The sequence below is a fragment of the Catellatospora sp. NPDC049111 genome, from assembly GCF_040648615.1.
GTDB classification, from domain to species: Bacteria; Actinomycetota; Actinomycetes; order Mycobacteriales; family Micromonosporaceae; genus Catellatospora; species Catellatospora aurea.
In genome coordinates this window covers 321,382-338,415 of the sequence record NZ_JBEZEB010000006.1, presented here as the reverse complement: position 1 = coordinate 338,415, position 17,034 = coordinate 321,382, and the positions used below count along the sequence as shown (strand labels likewise).

At 71.3% G+C, this 17,034-nt stretch carries 10 protein-coding genes; 6 read left to right on the top strand and 4 right to left on the bottom strand.

Annotated elements, in window-relative coordinates; genetic code table 11:
* The first annotated feature begins 9 nt into the window (after positions 1-9).
* Positions 10-1,503 (top strand): aldehyde dehydrogenase family protein, encoded by a 1,494-nt coding sequence (locus AB0B66_RS12115; RefSeq protein ID WP_360527080.1) that lies wholly within the window; start codon positions 10-12, stop codon positions 1,501-1,503.
* Between the two features lie 432 nt (positions 1,504-1,935).
* Positions 1,936-6,237, top strand: a complete 4,302-nt coding sequence (locus tag AB0B66_RS12110) for a LamG-like jellyroll fold domain-containing protein (protein ID WP_360527077.1) — start codon at positions 1,936-1,938, stop codon at positions 6,235-6,237.
* Here AB0B66_RS12110 and AB0B66_RS12105 read toward each other — a convergent pair.
* Positions 6,194-8,677, bottom strand: a complete 2,484-nt coding sequence (locus AB0B66_RS12105) for an MMPL family transporter (RefSeq protein ID WP_360527074.1) — start codon at positions 8,675-8,677, stop codon at positions 6,194-6,196. The two genes, AB0B66_RS12110 and AB0B66_RS12105, sit on opposite strands and share 44 nt — an antisense overlap.
* Positions 8,678-8,890: 213 nt before the next feature.
* Here AB0B66_RS12105 and AB0B66_RS12100 point away from each other — a divergent pair, with 213 nt between their 5' ends.
* The 3 genes from AB0B66_RS12100 (at position 8,891) to sigJ (ending at position 11,374) form a co-directional block, all read left to right on the top strand.
* Entirely contained in the window at positions 8,891-9,451 is a 561-nt protein-coding gene (locus AB0B66_RS12100; RefSeq protein ID WP_360527071.1) for a helix-turn-helix domain-containing protein, read from the top strand.
* Between the two features lie 74 nt (positions 9,452-9,525).
* The gene (locus tag AB0B66_RS12095; protein ID WP_360527068.1) at positions 9,526-10,431 is read left to right on the top strand and encodes an NAD(P)-dependent oxidoreductase; all 906 of its coding nucleotides are present in this window, start codon (positions 9,526-9,528) and stop codon (positions 10,429-10,431) included.
* A gap of 64 nt (positions 10,432-10,495) precedes the next feature.
* The gene (gene sigJ, locus AB0B66_RS12090) at positions 10,496-11,374 is read left to right on the top strand and encodes an RNA polymerase sigma factor SigJ (protein WP_360527065.1); all 879 of its coding nucleotides are present in this window, start codon (positions 10,496-10,498) and stop codon (positions 11,372-11,374) included.
* Positions 11,375-11,450: 76 nt separating this feature from the next.
* Here sigJ and AB0B66_RS12085 read toward each other — a convergent pair whose 3' ends face one another.
* On the bottom strand, positions 11,451-12,107 hold the full coding sequence (locus tag AB0B66_RS12085) for a dihydrofolate reductase family protein (protein ID WP_360527062.1): 657 nt from the start codon (positions 12,105-12,107) through the stop codon (positions 11,451-11,453).
* A gap of 183 nt (positions 12,108-12,290) precedes the next feature.
* The gene (locus AB0B66_RS12080) at positions 12,291-12,950 is read right to left on the bottom strand and encodes an MSMEG_1061 family FMN-dependent PPOX-type flavoprotein (protein ID WP_360527059.1); all 660 of its coding nucleotides are present in this window, start codon (positions 12,948-12,950) and stop codon (positions 12,291-12,293) included.
* Between the two features lie 158 nt (positions 12,951-13,108).
* On the opposite strand from AB0B66_RS12080, the gene AB0B66_RS12075 reads away from it, so the two are divergent.
* Positions 13,109-13,978 carry a Calx-beta domain-containing protein gene (locus AB0B66_RS12075; RefSeq protein WP_360527056.1) on the top strand — a complete coding sequence of 290 codons (870 nt, stop codon included), beginning with the start codon at positions 13,109-13,111 and terminating at the stop codon, positions 13,976-13,978.
* Here AB0B66_RS12075 and AB0B66_RS12070 read toward each other — a convergent pair.
* Positions 13,975-16,989, bottom strand: a complete 3,015-nt coding sequence (locus AB0B66_RS12070; RefSeq protein WP_360527053.1) for a BTAD domain-containing putative transcriptional regulator — start codon at positions 16,987-16,989, stop codon at positions 13,975-13,977. The genes AB0B66_RS12075 and AB0B66_RS12070 overlap by 4 nt on opposite strands.
* Positions 16,990-17,034 lie beyond the last annotated feature (45 nt).

The window sequence follows — 17,034 nt, the reverse complement described above, 5'->3', positions numbered from 1 at the left end:
AAGGCCACCATGTCCAACGAGAACTCCGCACTCCTGCCCGCCGTCCGATCGTTCCTGTCCTCGCCCAAGCAGCTGCTCATCGGCGGCGAGTGGGTGGACGCGAAGGACGGCAGGACGTTCGACACCGTCAACCCGTCGACCGAGGAGGTGCTGGTCCAGGTCGCGTACGCGTCCGCTGTCGACGTGGACCGTGCGGTCGTGGCGGCGCGTACGGCGTTCGAGTCCGGCCCGTGGGCGAGGATGACCCCGCGCGACCGCTCCCACCTGCTGTGGCGCATCGGCGACCTGATCGAAGCCCACGCCGACGAGTTCGCGCAGCTGGAAGCCCTCGACAACGGCAAGCGCGTCGAAGCGGCCCGGGACGGTGACGTCGCGACCTCCGCCGAGCTCTTCCGCTACTTCGCCGGCTGGGCGACCAAGATGGAGGGCACGACCATCCCGATGTCCGTGCCGGGGCGCGAGTTCCACGCGTACACCCGTCGCGAGCCGGTCGGCGTCGTCGCGGGCATCGTGCCGTGGAACTTCCCGCTGCTGATGGCCTGTTTCAAGATCATTCCGGCCATCACCGCGGGCAACACCGTCATCCTCAAGCCGGCCGAGCAGACCCCGCTGACCGCGCTGCGCCTCGGCGAGCTCCTGCTGGAGGCCGGCCTGCCGGCCGGCGTTGTGAACATCCTGCCCGGCTTCGGTGACACCGGGGCGGCGCTGGTCGACCACCACGGCGTCGACAAGGTCGCCTTCACCGGCAGCACCGAGGTCGGCAAGAAGATCGCCGCCGCGGCCTCGGGCAACCTCAAGAAGGTCTCCCTGGAGCTCGGCGGCAAGGCGCCCAACATCATCTTCAACGACGCCGACATCGAGGCCGCCATCGCCGGGGCGGTGCTGGGCGGTTACTTCAACGAGGGGCAGTGCTGCGTCAACGGCTCGCGCCTCTACGTCCAGCGCGACGTCTTCGACCAGGTCGTCGAGGGGGTGGCCGCGGCCGCGCGTGCGATCAAGGTGGGCGACGGCTTCGATCCGACCTCGCACATGGGCCCGCTGGTCTCCAAGGAGCAGCACGAGAAGGTGCTGGGCTACATCCGGGGCGCGGTCGCCGAGGGCGCGGTGCTCAACGCGGGCAGCGCCGACGCGGTCGGCGATCGCGGCTTCTTCGTGCAGCCGACGCTCATCACGGCCGTGAACGAGCGGATGGCCGTGCAGACCGACGAGATCTTCGGCCCGGTCGTCACGGCGATCCCCTTCGACACCGAGGACGAGGTCGTCGCGGCCGCGAACAACACGGTGTACGGCCTCGCCGCGGGTGTCTGGTCGCGCGACATCGGCACCGCGCACCGCGTCGGCGCCCGCCTGCGGGCCGGCACGGTCTGGCTCAACACGTGGCACGCCGACGACGTCACCCTGCCGCGCGGTGGCTTCAAGCAGTCGGGCTGGGGGCGCGAGCTCGGCTCGTTCGGTCTGGACGACTACACCGAGCTCAAGACCGTCATCGCCGAGCTGCGATGAGCTCAGCTCACCACGACGGTGAGCGATGTGGGTGACCTGACGAGGCAGGCCCGCCGGATCTTCCGGCGGGCCTGCCTCGGTATCGGCCGCCGTCTGCACTCGGGGTGAGGGCTTGAGCGACAGCGCCGCGATCTGCGGTTACATCTTTTTTGATGTGAGCACATCAAAAAAGATGTAACCGCTCGACGAGTGGTCCGCCGGCGGCAGGCGACGCCCGGTGACCACACCGCCACGCCGCTGCATGTGTCCGTCGGGTTGCGACGGACGGTCGCAATGGAACGAGTTGTGGTTCGCATATGAGAACGCTGTTAAAACTCGGTTCACGTACGTGGACACAATTCTTGACAGCCTATTCACGAGTGTCTTACGTTCAGGCTCCCGTGGCGGCGGCCGTCCTCGCCGCCACGCCCGCCGAACCTCAAGGGATCTCTTATGAAAGTGCCCCGCAGGTCTGCCCGCTCCCTCCTATTTGCGCAACTCGACCGACGGTTCCGCGGACTGTCTGGTCGGGCCGCCGCGGCGTTCGTCGCGCTGGCCACGATCGCCGGGTTGCTGACCGGACCCACCGCGGCCCACGCAGCCCCCGACAACGACGGCCGGCTCAGCATCCTGCTGTTCTACAAGCCCAACTTCCACGCCTCCAACGTGCAGGCCCGCCAGGCCGTGCGCGACCTGGCCGCCCAGCTCGGCACGCAGTACGGCCAGCCGGTGGACATCCAGGAGACCGACGACCCGGCGGCGTTCAACACCGCCAACCTCGCCATCCGCGACACGGTCGTGTTCGCCCAGACCGGTGGCGTCCTGTTCAACGCTTCGCAGCGCTCCGCGCTGGAGGCCTACATCCGCGGTGGCGGCGGCTTCATGGGCCTGCACTACACCGGATGGTCGGTCGGCGAGAGCGAGCACGACGTCAACCCGTTCTACGCCCGCCTCGTCGGCGCCGTCTCCGAAGGACACCCGGAGAACCCGGGCGTGCGGCCGGGCCGCGTGTTCGTGACGAACACCAGCCACCCGCTCACCCAGGGCGTTACGGCCAGCCTCACCCGCAGCGACGAGTGGTACGACTGGGTAGTCAACCCGGCCCCGTGGGTGCGCACCCTCATCCAGGCCGACGAGTCCTCCTACGGCATGGGCCGCCAGGGCTCCATGCACCCGGTCACCTGGTGCCAGACGATCGACTCCGGCCGGTCCTGGTACACCTCCATGGGTCACGAGGGCACCGCGTACAGCGAGTCCTACATGCTCGCCCAGATGAAGAACGGCCTCGCCTACGCCGCGAAGCTGCTGGCCGGCGACTGCTCGCCGCCGGTCAAGGACCAGGCCGGTTCCTGGAGCGGCGTCACCCCGTGGCCGCTGGTCCCGATCAACATGGCGCTGACCTCCGACGGACGTGTGCAGTCCTTCGGCAGCGTCGGCGGCTGGGCCAACGACACCACGCCGTACGACTGGACCGGCAACGACGGGGTCACACAGGGCGGCCAGATGGAGGTCGACGTCTGGGACCCGGCCACGCCGCGGACCCTGGCGAACGTGCGTAACGGCATCCTGCCGAACACGACGTACACCGACCTGTTCTGCGCCATGCAGGTGCAGTCCCCGCACGACCACTCCACGATGACGGTCGGCGGCGACGACGGCATGGGCGGCAACGCCCCGAACGACGGCGCGATCGGCGTCACCAGCTACACCACCAACAACGGGCTGCAGAACGAAGCGCCCATGAACTACCCCCGCTGGTACCCGACCGGCACCACCATGCCCAACGGCGACGTCGTCGTGCAGGGTGGCAGCCTCACCGGTGGACCGGGCGGGCGCGGCGTGCTCACCCCGGAGATCTACACCCCGGAGCAGGGCTCGGGCTGGAAGAAGCTCACCGGGGCCACGAACTCGGCCGCGTACGGTGACGGCGGTTCCGACCACGCCGGCGCCGACGAGAACCGCTGGTGGTACCCGCGCGCGTTCGTCTCCCCGACCACCGGGACCCTGTTCAACATCACCGGCACGCAGATGTACGAGCTCAACCCGTACGGCAACAGCGGGACCGGTCAGCTGACGCTGCGCGGCACCCTGCCCACCAACATCTCCAACCAGGGCGCCAACGGCAACCCGGTCGGTGCCACGTCCACCGCCACGATGTTCCGCCCTGGCAAGATCCTGCAGGTCGGCGGCGGCTGGTGGGGCAACGGCGGCGGCCCCGACGGCGCCCGCGCGGGCTTCGTCGTCGACATCACCGGCGGCACCGCCAACCCGGTCGTCACGGCGACCCAGCCGATGAAGTACCAGCGCCACTGGGCGACCTCGACGCTGCTGCCCGACGGCCGCGTGCTGGTCACCGGCGGCGGCCGGGAGAACAACGGCAACGGCGGCTACGTCACCAACCCCGAGATCTGGAACCCGGACACCGGCGCCTGGACCGAGGTCGTCATCCCGGCCGAGCACGCCCGGCTCTACCACTCCACCGCCCTGCTCCTGCCCGACGGCCGGGTCATGATCGGCGGCGGCGGCGCGCCCGGCCCGCGCAACTACACCGATGTGGAGTACTACTCCCCGTCGTACCTGTTCGACGGCAACAACGCCGCTCCGCGCCCGATCATCAACACCGCGCCGGCGAAGATCGGCTACAACGGCTCGTTCCAGATCACCGCGACGGGCACCGTCTCCAAGGTCGCGCTGGTCCGCAACGGTTCGGTGACGCACGGGTTCAACAACGACCAGAACTTCCAGAACCTGGCGTTCAGCCAGTCCGGCGGCACGGTCACCATCACGTCGCCGCTCAACGGCAACTACGCGCCGCCCGGCGCATACATGCTGTTCGTCTTCGACGCCGCCGGCACCCCATCGGTCGCGAAGATCATCAAGATCGACCCCGCGGTCATCATGACGCAGCTCAACCCGCGGGTCGTCGACCAGTTCGAGTACCCGCGCCTGCCCGCCGAGTGGCGCACCAACAACCCGCCCGCGACCGTCGACGTCGCCGCCGGCAACAGCCGGATGGTGCCGTGGACCGTCCAGAGCCAGGTCCAGCTGGTGCGCGGCAACGCCACCGGCCAGGGCGGCCTCGGCTTCACCGGCTACCAGCTGTCCCTGGGCACCGCGGGCAACATCCGGCGCACCGTCAGCGACCTCACCCCCGGAGCCACCTACCGGATATCGCTGCGCTACGCCCGCGACGCCCGGTCCTCCGGGACCGCCGCCGCGACGGCCAGCCTGTCGATCGGCAGCCTGAGCACCACGCTCACCGCCACGACAGCCCAGCCGTCGACAGCCGCCTACGCCACCTACTCCGGCACCTTCACCGCCGCGACCGCCTCCCAGGTGCTCACGCTGGCAGGGACCGGTGGCGCCAGCCTGATGATCGACGACCTGGTCATCGTCGGCGACAACGCCCCGCCGCCCGCCACGGGCATCCCGGTGCGGTACGAGTTCGAGGAGGGAACCGGCACCACCGCCACCAACACCGGCTCCGTCGGCTCGATCGGGTCCGCCGTCCTGACCGGCACCACCAGCTGGTCCGTCAACGGTGTCCTCGGCAAGGCCGTCAACCTGCCCGGCGGCAGCACCGCGAACGCGGTGGACTTGCCGGACAACCTGCTGCAGGGCGCGGCGAACTTCTCCACCAGCCTGTGGGTCCGCCCCGACACGAAGTCCAACTGGACCGGCCTGTTCCACATCGGTGACGGACTCGGCTCCGCCGGGAGCTACTACCAGATCCAGATGCAGACCCAGGCCAGTGGCAGCACCGGACTCGCCGTCACCTTCAAGGGCAAGACCGGCCCGGAGGAGCGGGTCTTCGCCACCCCGGCGCAGGACGTGGCCGTCAACCAGTGGAACCACGTGGCCTTCACCCGGCAGGGCTCGATCGGCACGCTGTACCTCAACGGCGTGGTGATCGCGACCCGTACCGACCTCACCGTCGGCATGACCGAGGTCGGCCCGACGGCCAACAACTGGCTGGGCCGCAACGGCTACGGGGACGCCGCGTTCGACGGTCTCATCGACGACGTGCGCCTGTACACGTCCACCCTGACCGCGGCGGACATCGCCAAGGTGTACAACGAAGGGGTCGCCGTCCGGTACACCTTCGACGAGAACACGGGGACCACCGCCGCGAACACCGGCGCGAAGTCGTCGATCGGCGCAGCCTCCTTCCTGGGTACGACCGGCTGGAGCGCAGCCGGAAAGTACGGCAGCGCGGTGTCGCTGCCGGGCGGTGCCGCGAGCACAAACAACCACGTCAAGATGGCCGACAACATCGCGTCCGGACTGGACGAGCAGTTCACCGTGTCCTTCTGGGCGCGTCCGGACACGCTGCCGAGCTGGGTCCCACTGGTCCAGATCGGCAGCAGCACGGACACGTTCTTCCTGCTCCAGTCGTCCACGAACGGCACGACCACCGGATTCGGGGCGACGTTCAAGGCGGCCGGAGTGGCCACGCAGGAACGGCTGCTGCTCGGCGCGGGCAACGACCTGCCGCTCAACGCGTGGACGCACGTGGTGTTCACGATGAACGGCTCGACCGGGAAGATCTACTTCGACGGCGTCCTGCGGGCCACCCGCACCGATTTCACCATCGGCATCGGTGACGTCGGCGTGGGCGGCACCACCACGGCCAACTTCATCGGCGGCACGAGCTGGGGGGATTCGCGGTTCGACGGGTTGATCGACGACTTCCGGCTCTACGGCTACGAACTCACCGCCGACCAGGTGACGCAGCTGTACCAGGGTCGCCGATGAGGTGACGCTCCGCTAGCGCATCCATACCGGCTGCGGACCGATCCGACACCTGGTGGATGACATGACGACGTGGGCCCCGGAGAATCCTCCGGGGCCCACGCTCGTCGTTCACCTCGCGGCGACCAGTTGCCGGGGCTCGGCGAGCCCCGGCGCAGGAACCGCATCCGCAGTCGCACTCGCAGCTCGAAGCCGGCTCCTCGACGGCGGCGACGGGGGACTGCGCAGCCGACCTCGGTTCGGCAGGCGCCTGTACGACGGCCGTCTGCTCGGTGGGTGCCTGCTCGGCGGCCAGCCGGTGGGCGAGCTGCTCGCCTTCGACGTCGATGTTGGGCAGGAGCCGGTCGAGCCAGGCGGGCAGCCACCAGGCGGCCTTGCCCAGCAGTGACATGACGGCGGGCACGATGGTCATGCGGACCAGGAACGCGTCGACGGCCACGCCGACGGCCAGCGCGAAGCCGAGGGACTTGACGATGGTGTCGTCGGTGAGGATGAAACCGGCGAACACCGAGATCATGATGAGGGCGGCGGCGGTGACGACGCGGGCGCCGTGGCGGGTGCCAGTGACGATCGCCTCGTCCGGGGTGGCGCCGTGGACGTACTCCTCACGGGCACGGGTGACGAGGAAGACCTCGTAGTCCATGGCGAGGCCGAACAGCACGCCGATGAGGAAGATCGGCATGACGCTGACGATCGGGCCGGTGGACTCGACCCCGAACAGATCGGCGAGCCATCCCCACTGGAAGACCGCGACCAGGGCGCCGAACGCCGCAGCGACGCTGATCAGGAAGCCGAGGGTGGCCTTCAACGGCACCAGCACGCTGCGGAACACCAGCATGAGCAGCACGAACGCCAACCCGACGACGATCGCCAGGTACGGGCCCAGGGCTGCGGTCAGCTTGTCGGACACGTCGATGTTGAGCGCGGCGGTGCCGGTGACGGCCAGGTCCCCTCCGGTCGACGCGGTCACCTCGCCGGCGTGGTCACGGATCGCGGCCACCAGGTCCTTGGTCTGCTGGGTGCCGGGTCCGCCGCGCGGGATCACGGTCAGCATGGCCGTGTCGCGAGCGGCGTTGATCGTCGGTGGGGTGACCATGACCACGTCTTGCAGCCGGGAGACGATCTGCTGGGACTGCTCGGCGGCGGTGCCGACGTCGCCGAGGTTGTCCTCGACGACCAGCAGCAGGGGGCCGTTGAAGCCGGCGCCGAAGCCTTCGCTGAGCTGGTCGTAGGCGCGGCGCTGGGTGGAGTCGGCGGCGGCGGTGCTGTCGTCGGGCAGGGCGAGGTTCAGGTCGAGGGCCGGAATGGCCATGACACCGGCCACGCCCAGGGACAGCAGCAGCGCCGGGATGCGGCGGCGCAGCACACCGCGCGCCCAGTGCCCGCCCATCGGCATCGTGCCGGGGGAGCGGTGCCGGCCGATGCCCCGGCGGTTGTCCCTGGTGAGGATCCTGGTTCCGGCGAAGCCGAGCAGCGCGGGCACCAGGCTGAGGGTGATCGCGACCGCGACCGCCACGGTGCCGGCGGCGGCCACGCCCATCGCGGTGAGGAACGGGATGCCGGTGACCGCTAGGGCGACCAGCGCGATGATCACGGTGAGGCCGGCGAACACGACCGCCGACCCGGCGGTGCCCACGGCCCGCCCGGCGGCCTGCTCGGGTTCGTGGCCGTCGGCCAGCTCGTTGCGGAACCGCGAGACGACGAACAGCGCATAGTCGATGGCCACGGCCAGGCCCAGCATGGTCGCCAGGGCCGAGGTCGACGACGACAGGTCGAAGAAGCCGGTGGCGACCTGGATACCTGCCATGCCGAAGCCGACGCCCAGCACTGCGGTCAGCAGCGGCAGGCCGGCCGCGACCAGCGAACCGAAGGTGATGAGCAGGATGAACGCGGCCACGGCGATGCCGATCGCCTCGGCTGCGCCGCCCGCGGACTGCTGCTGGGTGGCCGTGCCGCCGAACTCGACCCCGAGGTCGGCCTGCTCGGCCGTGCGTCCGGCGGCGTACAGGGCCTGCCGGTCGGCGTCGGTCAGATCGCCCGCTGGCACCGCGTAAGAGACCGAGGCGAACGCGGTGCGCTGGTCGGGCGACACCGTCCGGCTCTGGAACGGGTCGCTGACCTGCGCCACGTGCGGCGCGGCACGCAGCGCCCGCACCGCTTCGGCGATCGCGGCCTGCTGGGCCGGGCCGGTCAGCGTCGCCTGGGCCGGGGCGGTGAACACCACCTGGGCGGCCGCGTCGTCCGCGCCGACCCCCATCTTCTCGCGCAGCACGGTGAGAGCCTCGGAGGACTCGGTGCCGGGGATGGAGAACGCGTTGCTGGTCGGCCCGGACAGGGTCGCCGCCCCGGTGCCCAGGGCGGCCAGCAGCACCAGCCACAGGGCGGTGACCAGCCCGCGGCGCCGGAAGGAGAACCGTCCCAGTCGGTGGAGCAGCGTCGCCATGATCAGTTCCTTGCCGTGTCCGGGGGCGGCAGCGGGGGTGTGCCGACCGGTTGACCAGGAACGATAGAAGTCGACTAAGCCGAGCGGCTAACATTTGGTTACCCGAGAGGCATACCCCACATTCTGGTGGCCGTCCCGGCCTCGGCGACGCACACTCGCAGCTCACGGCCCTAGGTGGCGGCCTTTCGACGACTGGCGAGGAGGCCGACCGCGATGAGTGCCGTGCCGCAGCGCCGCCGCGGCGGGCGCGACCAGCTCCTGGCCGTCGCGCTTCGCCTGTTCGCCCGCGACGGCATCCAGGCGACCTCGCTGCAGGGCATCGCCGACGAGGCCGGGGTGACCAAGGCCGGGCTCTACTACCACTACAAGACCAAGGACGAGATCGTCCTCGAGGTGCTCGAGCCCTTGCTGGACGCCCTGCCCGCCGTGACGCGCCGCGCCGAGGCGCACCGCACCCGGGCTGCCCGAGTCGACGAGATCCTCGGCGGGCTGATCGAGATCGCGCTGCACGAGCACTCCGGCTTCGTGGTGCTGATGCAGGATCCGTACCTCACCCGGCTGCTCGGCCAGCAGGAATCCATGCGCCAGTGGTGGGACGAGACCAGCGCCCTGATGCTCGGGCCCGACCCGGACCCGCAGACCCGGATCGGCCTGGCCATGTTCATCAGCGGCCTGGTCGGCGCCAGCCGCGACCCGGCGATGGCGGACCTGGACGACCGCACCCGGCGGCAGACCCTGCTCGAATGCGGCCGCCGCCTCCTGCAACGCGACTGACGCCCTGCGAGTGTTCGTGTCCCAGGTCACTCGGGGAGCTGTCACTTTCCGGGGAGCCGGCCTGTCACCTGGACATGACTGACACCAAGAACGTTCTGTTGGCAGGGGCGAGCGGAGCCTTCGGCCGGCACATCGCCGCGGAGCTGACCGCCGCGGGATACCGCGTGCTGGGCCTGGGCCGGGGGCCGGGCAACAGCGTCGTGGCGGACCTGATGGACCGCTCGGAGCTGCTGCGCGCCGTGGACGGCCTGAGGATCGACACGGTCGTGCACGCCGCGACCGCGCTGCGGCACGCGCCGATGAAGCACGCGGACATGGCAGCGACAGACGCCCTGCGGACCACCGGAACCGCCAACCTGGTCGAGGCGGCTCGGATCACCGGCGCGCGGCGGATGATCGCCGAGTCGATGGTGTTCGGATACGGATACCGGGACATGGGCGAGCGGATCGTCACCGAGGACGACGCGTTCGGGCCGGCCGGCCAGGACCGGCACTCGCAACGGCACGTCGACGCGATGCGCACCAAGGAGAAACTGATCACCGGCGCGGACGGCGTCGAGGGCATCGCGCTGCGGTTCGGCCTGTTCTACGGACCCGGCGGCACCGAGGCGCTGGTGGAGCTGTTGAACAAGCGCAAGCTGCCGGCCGTGGCCGACCGCGGCCGGGTGCTGCCGTGGGTCGAGCTGACCGACGCCGCACGGGCGGTGGCGCTGGCCGTCGAGGGCGGGCGGCCCGGGCAGGCGTACAACATCGTCGACGACACCCCGATGGGCTTCGGCGCGCACGTGCACGCGGTCGCCGCCGCGTTCGGGACCCCCACGCCCATGACCGTCCCGGCCTGGCTCACCCGCCCGATGTCGTACGCCCACAAGATGTTCACCACCAGCATGCGGGTGTCCAATGCCAAGGCGCGGGCGGAGCTGGGCTGGATCCCGCGCCACCGCGACTGCGCCGCGGGCCTGGTCGCCATGCGCGCCTGACATGCGGCACCCTCTCGGCGCACCGGAAGTTGGTGCCGCCCGGCACGGCTGGCACGATGACCCGATGGCGATCATGGACGGGACGGAGCAGGACCCCTTCACCGAGCACCGGCGGCTGCTGTTCGCCACGGCCTACCGGATGCTCGGGTCGGTCGCCGACGCCGAGGACATCGTCCAGGACGCCTGGCTGGCCTGGCACAAGGAAGACCGGACCGAGGTACGCCACCCCAAGGCGTACCTCGTCCGGACCGTGACCAACCTGGCCCTGAACCGACTCACCTCGGCCCAGGCCACCCGCGTGTCCTACGTCGGCCCCTGGCTGCCCGAGCCGCTGCTCACCGCACCCGACGTCGCCGACGCAGGCGAGACGGCCGAGGACGTCTCCTTCGCCCTGCTCGTCGTCCTGGAGACCCTCACCCCCGTGGAGCGGGCGGTGTTCGTGCTGCGAGAGGCGTTCGGCTTCTCCCACGGCGAGATCGCCGGATTCCTGGAGCGCCCCGAACCCACGATCCGGCAGATCGCCCGCCGGGCCCGCGAGCACGTCCAGGCCCGGCACACCCGGTTCGACACCGACAAGGCCCGGCGCGAGCAGGTCACCGCCCGTTTCATGAGCGCCTGCGCCGGGGGCGACCTGAACGCGGTCATGGAGCTGCTCGCGCCCGAGGTCACCGCGTGGTCCGACGGCGGCGGCAAGGTCACCGCCGCGATCCGCCCGCTGCACGGTGCCGTCAGCGTCGCCCGCTGGCTGCTGGGCGTCATGGCCAAGCCCGAGATGGCGACGGCGACCGTCGCCACGGCAACGGTCAACGGGGAACTCTCCATCCTGTGCCTGATGGGCGGAGCGCCGATCGGCGCGCTCACCTTCGACATCGACGACAGCGGCCTGCTGTGCAATCTGCGGTTCCAGGTCAACCCCGACAAACTCGGCGGACTGACGAACTGACGCACCGCGTCACCGTGGACGGCGGGGCGGGACCTCATCTGGGGCCCGCCCCGCCGTCTGTCAGCAGGTCGAGCCGTTACCGGGTGCTCTCCCGGCCGTCGCGGACCACGAACTCGCCGGTCCCGGTCGTCGCGAAGGCGGTCTGCTCCAGCGTCAACGCGACCGCCCCGGCACCGCCGCTCACGACCTGGGACTCGGTGATCCGGTAGGTGGCCGGGACCGCACCGTCGGCGAACAGGCGCTTACCGTCGCCGACGACCACCGGGAACTGGATGAGCCGGTAGACGTCGACCAGGCCGGCGTCGTGCAGGGTGCGCACGAGCTGCCAGCTGCCGTGCACCTGCAGCTCGCCGCCCGGCTGCTCCTTGAGCCGGCGCACCTGCTCGACGACGTCGTCGCCGCGCAGCACGGTGGTCTTGCCCCAGGCCGCGTCGTCATCGGTGAGCGTGTCGCTGACGACGTACTTCTGCCAGTGGTTGAGGGCCGTGGCCACGATGTTGTCCGGGTCGGTCACCTGCGACCAGTAGGTACGCATCATCTGGAAGGTGGTCCGTCCCAGCAGCATCGCCTCGGCTTTGCCGAACCACCCGGCGACCGGTTCGAGCTGGCCTTCGCCGCTGTGCGGGACCAGCCAGCCGCCGCGGGCGAAGCCGTGCGACGGATCCTCCTGGACTCCGCCCGGCCCCTGCATCACTCCGTCGAGGCTGACGAAGGTGTGGACGCTGAGTTTCATGCGCGGTCTCCTAGGGTCGTGCGGCATGGCGCCGCTGTCGGCGGCAGACGGGATGTCTGTCGCGTGTGACCCTGTAGACAGGCGTGCCCGGTCCGACGTGACATCCTCCGCCGTGAGCCACGCCACTGCCGCGTGGCTCGGGACGGTCGGCTGTCGGCGGGGGCACCGTCGGGGTGCGGCCTGTTACTCGTATCGGTATTTCAGCGCGTCCCTTTCCACCTGCTCGATGTCGGCGATCGTCAGCTCCGGCATCCGCAGCTGGGCGAGCGTCACCTCGGCCGAGGTCGGCTGGGCGTCCGCGGGCAGCCACTGCTCGGGATTCCAGACGCCGCCGCGCAGCAGCGACTTGGGGCAGTGCGGGTAGACCTCCTCGATGCCCAGCACGAGCGCGCTGGCGGGTGGCTTGCCGACTGCGGTCAGCTGCGACAGCAGCTCGGGGCGGGTGGACACGCAGGCCCGGCCGTTCATCCGGAGGGTGGTGGTGCGCCCCGGGATGACGAACAGCAGCCCGGCCCGGCCGGTGGTGATGACGTTCTGCAGCGTGTCCAGGCGCTTGTTGCCGGTGGCGTCCGGTATCGCCACCGTGCGCTCGTCCAGGACGGACACGAACCCGGCGGGGCCGCCGCGCGGGGATACGTCGCAGTTGCCGTCGGCGTCGACGCTGGCGACCAGGACCAGCGATGAGCACGCGATCAACTGCCGGGTCTGTTCGGTGAGTTCAGTCATCTGCTTGCGTACTGCAGCGGCGCTGGGAAGTTCGTAGACCCGGCGCAGTGCCTCCTGGTCGGGCACGGCGTCGAGGCGCAGCGAGTCGAAGGCGCTTGCGGCATCGGCTGAGGTCATGCCGCCGACCCTAATAGGACTGGGCTGCCTCTGCCGCCCCTGGCGGGTTCGGCCGGAACCGGACGGCGTGCAACCAACGTAATCGATCAAATTACATAGATGAATGTTGGCACGTGTCCCACAAGCTCGCCACAAGCTCGGTGCCCGATGATGCGGCGATGACGATGAAATCGAAGATCCTGCCCGCGCTCGCCGCGACCGTGACGGCTCTGGCGGCCGCGGTCGCCACCGCCGCCGTCGGGGTCCACCCGGGGGCGGCCGCCGACTGCCGGCGTTCGGTCGCCATCGACCCGCAGGTCACCGTGGCCGAGGCCGGCGGCACGCTGACCTTCACCGTGTACACGGACTCCTGCGCCGCGGCGGGCTCGGTGTCCTATACGGTCACCGACGGAACGGCCCGCCGACCCGGCGACTACCAGCTCGCGAGCGGCGTGCTGCAGTGGCCGGCAGGGGACACCGGCAGCAGGCAGGTGCGGGCGGTGATCGCCGGTGACGGCCAGGCCGAGGCGCTGCTGGAGGACTTCGCCGTCACCCTGGGCAGCCCCAGCCAGAACGTACGGGTGGTGAGCCCGGTCGGCCGGGGCCGGATCTTCGATGACGACGCCCAGCTCCAGGCGGCCACCATCGACCACCGGCTGTGCCTGCTGGAGCCGCGCGGCACCGGGCCGGCGCCCACGGTGCTGCCGTCACCGTCGGCCAAACCGGACCCGGACCCCGGACCGACCGCGTCGCCGTGCACCGTCGAATCCGGCAACATCATCCAGATCGCGTTCAGCATCAACACCGCCGCCGCCGTCGAGCAGACGGTGCACATCCGGACCTCCGACGGCGACCTGCACGCCGGGCTGGACTACGTTGCCGTGGACCGTACCGTCACCATCCCGGCCGGGGCGACCGGCGGCACGGTCCCCGTCGAGCTGCTGCCGCACGCGTTCACCCAGAACGGCAAGCACTTCGACGCGGTCCTCTCGTCGTACTCCGCCGGCCTGGTCGTCTCGGGCACGGCGCGGGTGACCGTCTGGCATTAGCCGAGCAGTGCCATGTTCGCCAGCGTCGCCGACTGCAGCCGCTGGTCGTCGACCTCGCGGGACAGTGCGAGCGCCCGGCCGAAAAGGCTCAGGGCGCTCGCATGGTCGCCGCGGGACAGCTGCAGCAGGCCGATGGCGTTGGCGGTCTCGGCTTCGCGGCGCTTCTCGCCGATGCGCCGCCGCAGCGCCAGGGCCAGTCCGAAGTGGTGCAGGGCCCCGTCCTCGTCGCCGGATGCGAGCAGCGTCTCGCCGAGGTTCTGCAGCGCGGCGCCTTCCAGGTGGGCGTTGCCGATGTCGCGCGCGAGGCGCAGTGCGCGGTGCAGCGCGTCGAAGGCCGTCGGGAAGTCGCCGAGCCGGGTGTGGGCGTCGGCGAGGTTGTTCAGGGCCAGGGCGACACCGGGCAGGTGGTTGTCGGCGGTGTGCAGGCCCAAGGCCTGCTCGAACGCGGCCCGGGCGGCGGGCAGCGCGCCCAGCTGGGAGTGGGCGTGAGCGATGTTGTTCAGGGCCATGCCCTGCCCGCGCTGGTCGCCGCCCTCGCGCATCAGCTCCAGGGCGCAGGTGAGCTGCTCCAGGGCCTCCTCGTGGCGGTGGGTGACGTTGAGGGCGACGCCCAGGCCGCTGCGCATCAGCCGCTCGCCGACCGGGTCCTGCTGGTGCAGCGCGGCGGACAGGCCTTCGCGGCAGATCTCCGTGTAGTCGCCCCAGTGGCCCCGGTGGGTGTAGTAGCTGGCCAGCAGGTACGTCAGCTGCCAGGTGACCCGGGTGTCGCCGTGGGTGGCGGCCAGCCGCGCGATCGGCAGCAGGCTGGGGCGCTCGTCGTCGAGCAGGTCCAGCACGTGGGCGGTGTCGGGCAGCGGCGGCAGGTGGGGCGGCGGGTCCTGCCAGGACAGTTTCACCCGGTCGCGAGCCGGTTCCAGCAGCTGGTTGGCGGTCTCGGCCAGGGCCAGATACCAGGTGAACAGGGCGGTACGGGTGTCGGCGGCCTCGTCCGGGTCGGCGTTTTCGAGTGCGTACAGGCCGATCAGGTCATGGAAGCGGTACCGCCCGTCGGCGACCTCGGTGACCAGGTGAGCGGCGGCGAGTTCGTCGAGGGCCGCGGTGGCGGGCCGCCCGGCCACGGCGGTGGCCAGGTGCGTGGTGAACGTCGGGCCGGGGTGGTTGCCCAGCCGCCGGAACAGCGCCGCGGCCTGCGGGCTCAGCGTCCGGTAGGTCGCGGCGAACACGGCCCGTACGCCGCCGGGGTGGCCGGGCACCGCCAGCACGTCGAGGCGGTCGCCTTCGGACAGCTCGGCGACCAGTTCGGCGAGCCTGCGCAGGGGGCGGGCGGTGAGTTTCGCGGCGGCGATGCGCAGTGCCAGCGGATGCCTGCCGCACAGGTCCACCAGCCGGGCGGCGTGCTCGGGTTCGCGGTCGACCCGGTCGTGGCCCAGCACCCGGCGCAGCAGCAGCGCGGCGTCGGGGTGGGGGAGGGCGTCGAGGCTGACGGCGGCGACCTCGTGCTCGACGGCGAGCGCCGGGAGCTGGTGGCGGCTGGTGACGACCAGCAGGCTGCCGGAGTCCGGCGGCACCAGCGGCGAGACCTGCTCGGCGGAACCGGCGTTGTCGAGCAGGATCAGCACGCGGCGCTGGTGCAGGGCCGAACGGTACGGGCCGGGATCGTGCGCCGTCGCGCCGGTGCCCAGCGCCCGCAGCAGGTGGCCCAGGGCCTCCTGGGCAGGCATCGCGGCAGCCGGATCGTGGCCGCGCAGGTCGAGGAAGAGCTGGCCGTCGGGGTAGCGGTCGGCGACCCGGCGCGCCCAGTGCACCGCCAGCGCGGTCTTGCCCATGCCGCCGGGGCCAGAGATCACCGCGAGCGGGCCGGGCTGCGACAGCAGGGCGTCGAGCGCGGCCTCCTCCGACTCGCGGCCGGTGAAGTGTCCGACCACGGCGGGCAGCTGGGCCGGCCGGCGGGCGTCCGACGGGCTGTCCAAACCGGCGGCGGGGTCGCGGCGCTGCACGGCCACGTACAGCCGCCGCAGTTCCGGGCCGGGTTCGACGTCGAGTTGCTCGGCCAGGTGGCTGCGCAGCCGGTGGTATGCCTTGACGGCGTCGGTGTGCCGGCCCGACCGGCACAGGGCGAGCATGAGCAGCCCGACCAGGCGCTCGCGGCCCGGGTCGGCGGCCAGCAGCCGCTCGATCTCGTCGACCGCGGCGACGTGTTCACCCAGGCGCAGGCGGGCGTCCCAGAGGTCGTCCAGGCAGCGCATCCGCGCCTCGGCCAGCCGCCGCACCTGCTCGGCGGCCCAGCCGGCGGGTTCGGCGTCCTCGAAAGCCTCACCGCGCCAGAGCCCGAGCCCGTCGAGCAGGTGGGTGACCGCCTCGGCGGCCGCGCCGCGGGCCAGGGCCCGGCTGCCCCGGGCGGCGTCGTCGTGGAACCGGGCGACGTCGACGTCGGCGGGCCGCAGGTCCAGCAGGTATCCGGAGTCGCGGGTGACCAGGATACCGGGCAGGCCGCAGTCGTCGAGGGCCTGGCGTACGCGGGCGATGTGGGAGTACAGCGACGGGGTCGCGGTGCGGGGCGGCTGCTCGCCCCACAGCGCTTCGGTGAGCCGGGCCTGCGAGACCAGGTTGCCCGCCTGCAGGCCGAGCAGGCCGAGCAGGGTGCGCTGGCGCGCGCCGACCAGGGTGGCCCGCCCGCGCGGGCCGGTCACCTCGACGGGGCCGAGCAGGCGGACGGTCTGCGTGCTCGGGCCGGCCGGCTGCCGCCGGTCCTCGTCGACGCGGTCGCGCATGGTCGCCAGCCTGCCCTGCTCGGCCGGGGACGCGCCCAGCAGCCGCACCAGGATGTCGAAGCGGTCGGTGGGCGGCAGGGTCTTGCCGGTGAAGTAGTGCGCGATGATCCCGGTGGACCAGCCGGTCCGGGCGGCCAGTGCGCGGTAGGTCAGCTCGGTGCCGCCGCGCCGCCGGGCGTCGCGCCGTTTGAGCTGGCGCAGCAGCTGGGCAAGGTCCTGCAGGGTGCCCCCGTCGGCCATCAGTCTCCTTGATAGACGAAGCTGAGTATGTCCATCGTACGTGCG

Bases quoted from the DNA above. Each gene is read 5' to 3' on its own strand.
- AB0B66_RS12105 (WP_360527074.1), bottom strand. From the start codon at position 8,677: ATGGCGACGCTGCTCCACCGACTGGGACGGTTCTCCTTCCGGCGCCGC.
- AB0B66_RS12115 (WP_360527080.1), top strand. From the start codon at position 10: ATGTCCAACGAGAACTCCGCACTCCTGCCCGCCGTCCGATCGTTCCTG.
- AB0B66_RS12085 (WP_360527062.1), bottom strand. From the start codon at position 12,107: ATGAAACTCAGCGTCCACACCTTCGTCAGCCTCGACGGAGTGATGCAG.
- AB0B66_RS12100 (WP_360527071.1), top strand. From the start codon at position 8,891: ATGAGTGCCGTGCCGCAGCGCCGCCGCGGCGGGCGCGACCAGCTCCTG.
- AB0B66_RS12075 (WP_360527056.1), top strand. From the start codon at position 13,109: ATGACGATGAAATCGAAGATCCTGCCCGCGCTCGCCGCGACCGTGACG.
- AB0B66_RS12070 (WP_360527053.1), bottom strand. From the start codon at position 16,989: ATGGCCGACGGGGGCACCCTGCAGGACCTTGCCCAGCTGCTGCGCCAG.
- AB0B66_RS12110 (WP_360527077.1), top strand. From the start codon at position 1,936: ATGAAAGTGCCCCGCAGGTCTGCCCGCTCCCTCCTATTTGCGCAACTC.
- AB0B66_RS12080 (WP_360527059.1), bottom strand. From the start codon at position 12,950: ATGACCTCAGCCGATGCCGCAAGCGCCTTCGACTCGCTGCGCCTCGAC.
- sigJ (WP_360527065.1), top strand. From the start codon at position 10,496: ATGGCGATCATGGACGGGACGGAGCAGGACCCCTTCACCGAGCACCGG.
- AB0B66_RS12095 (WP_360527068.1), top strand. From the start codon at position 9,526: ATGACTGACACCAAGAACGTTCTGTTGGCAGGGGCGAGCGGAGCCTTC.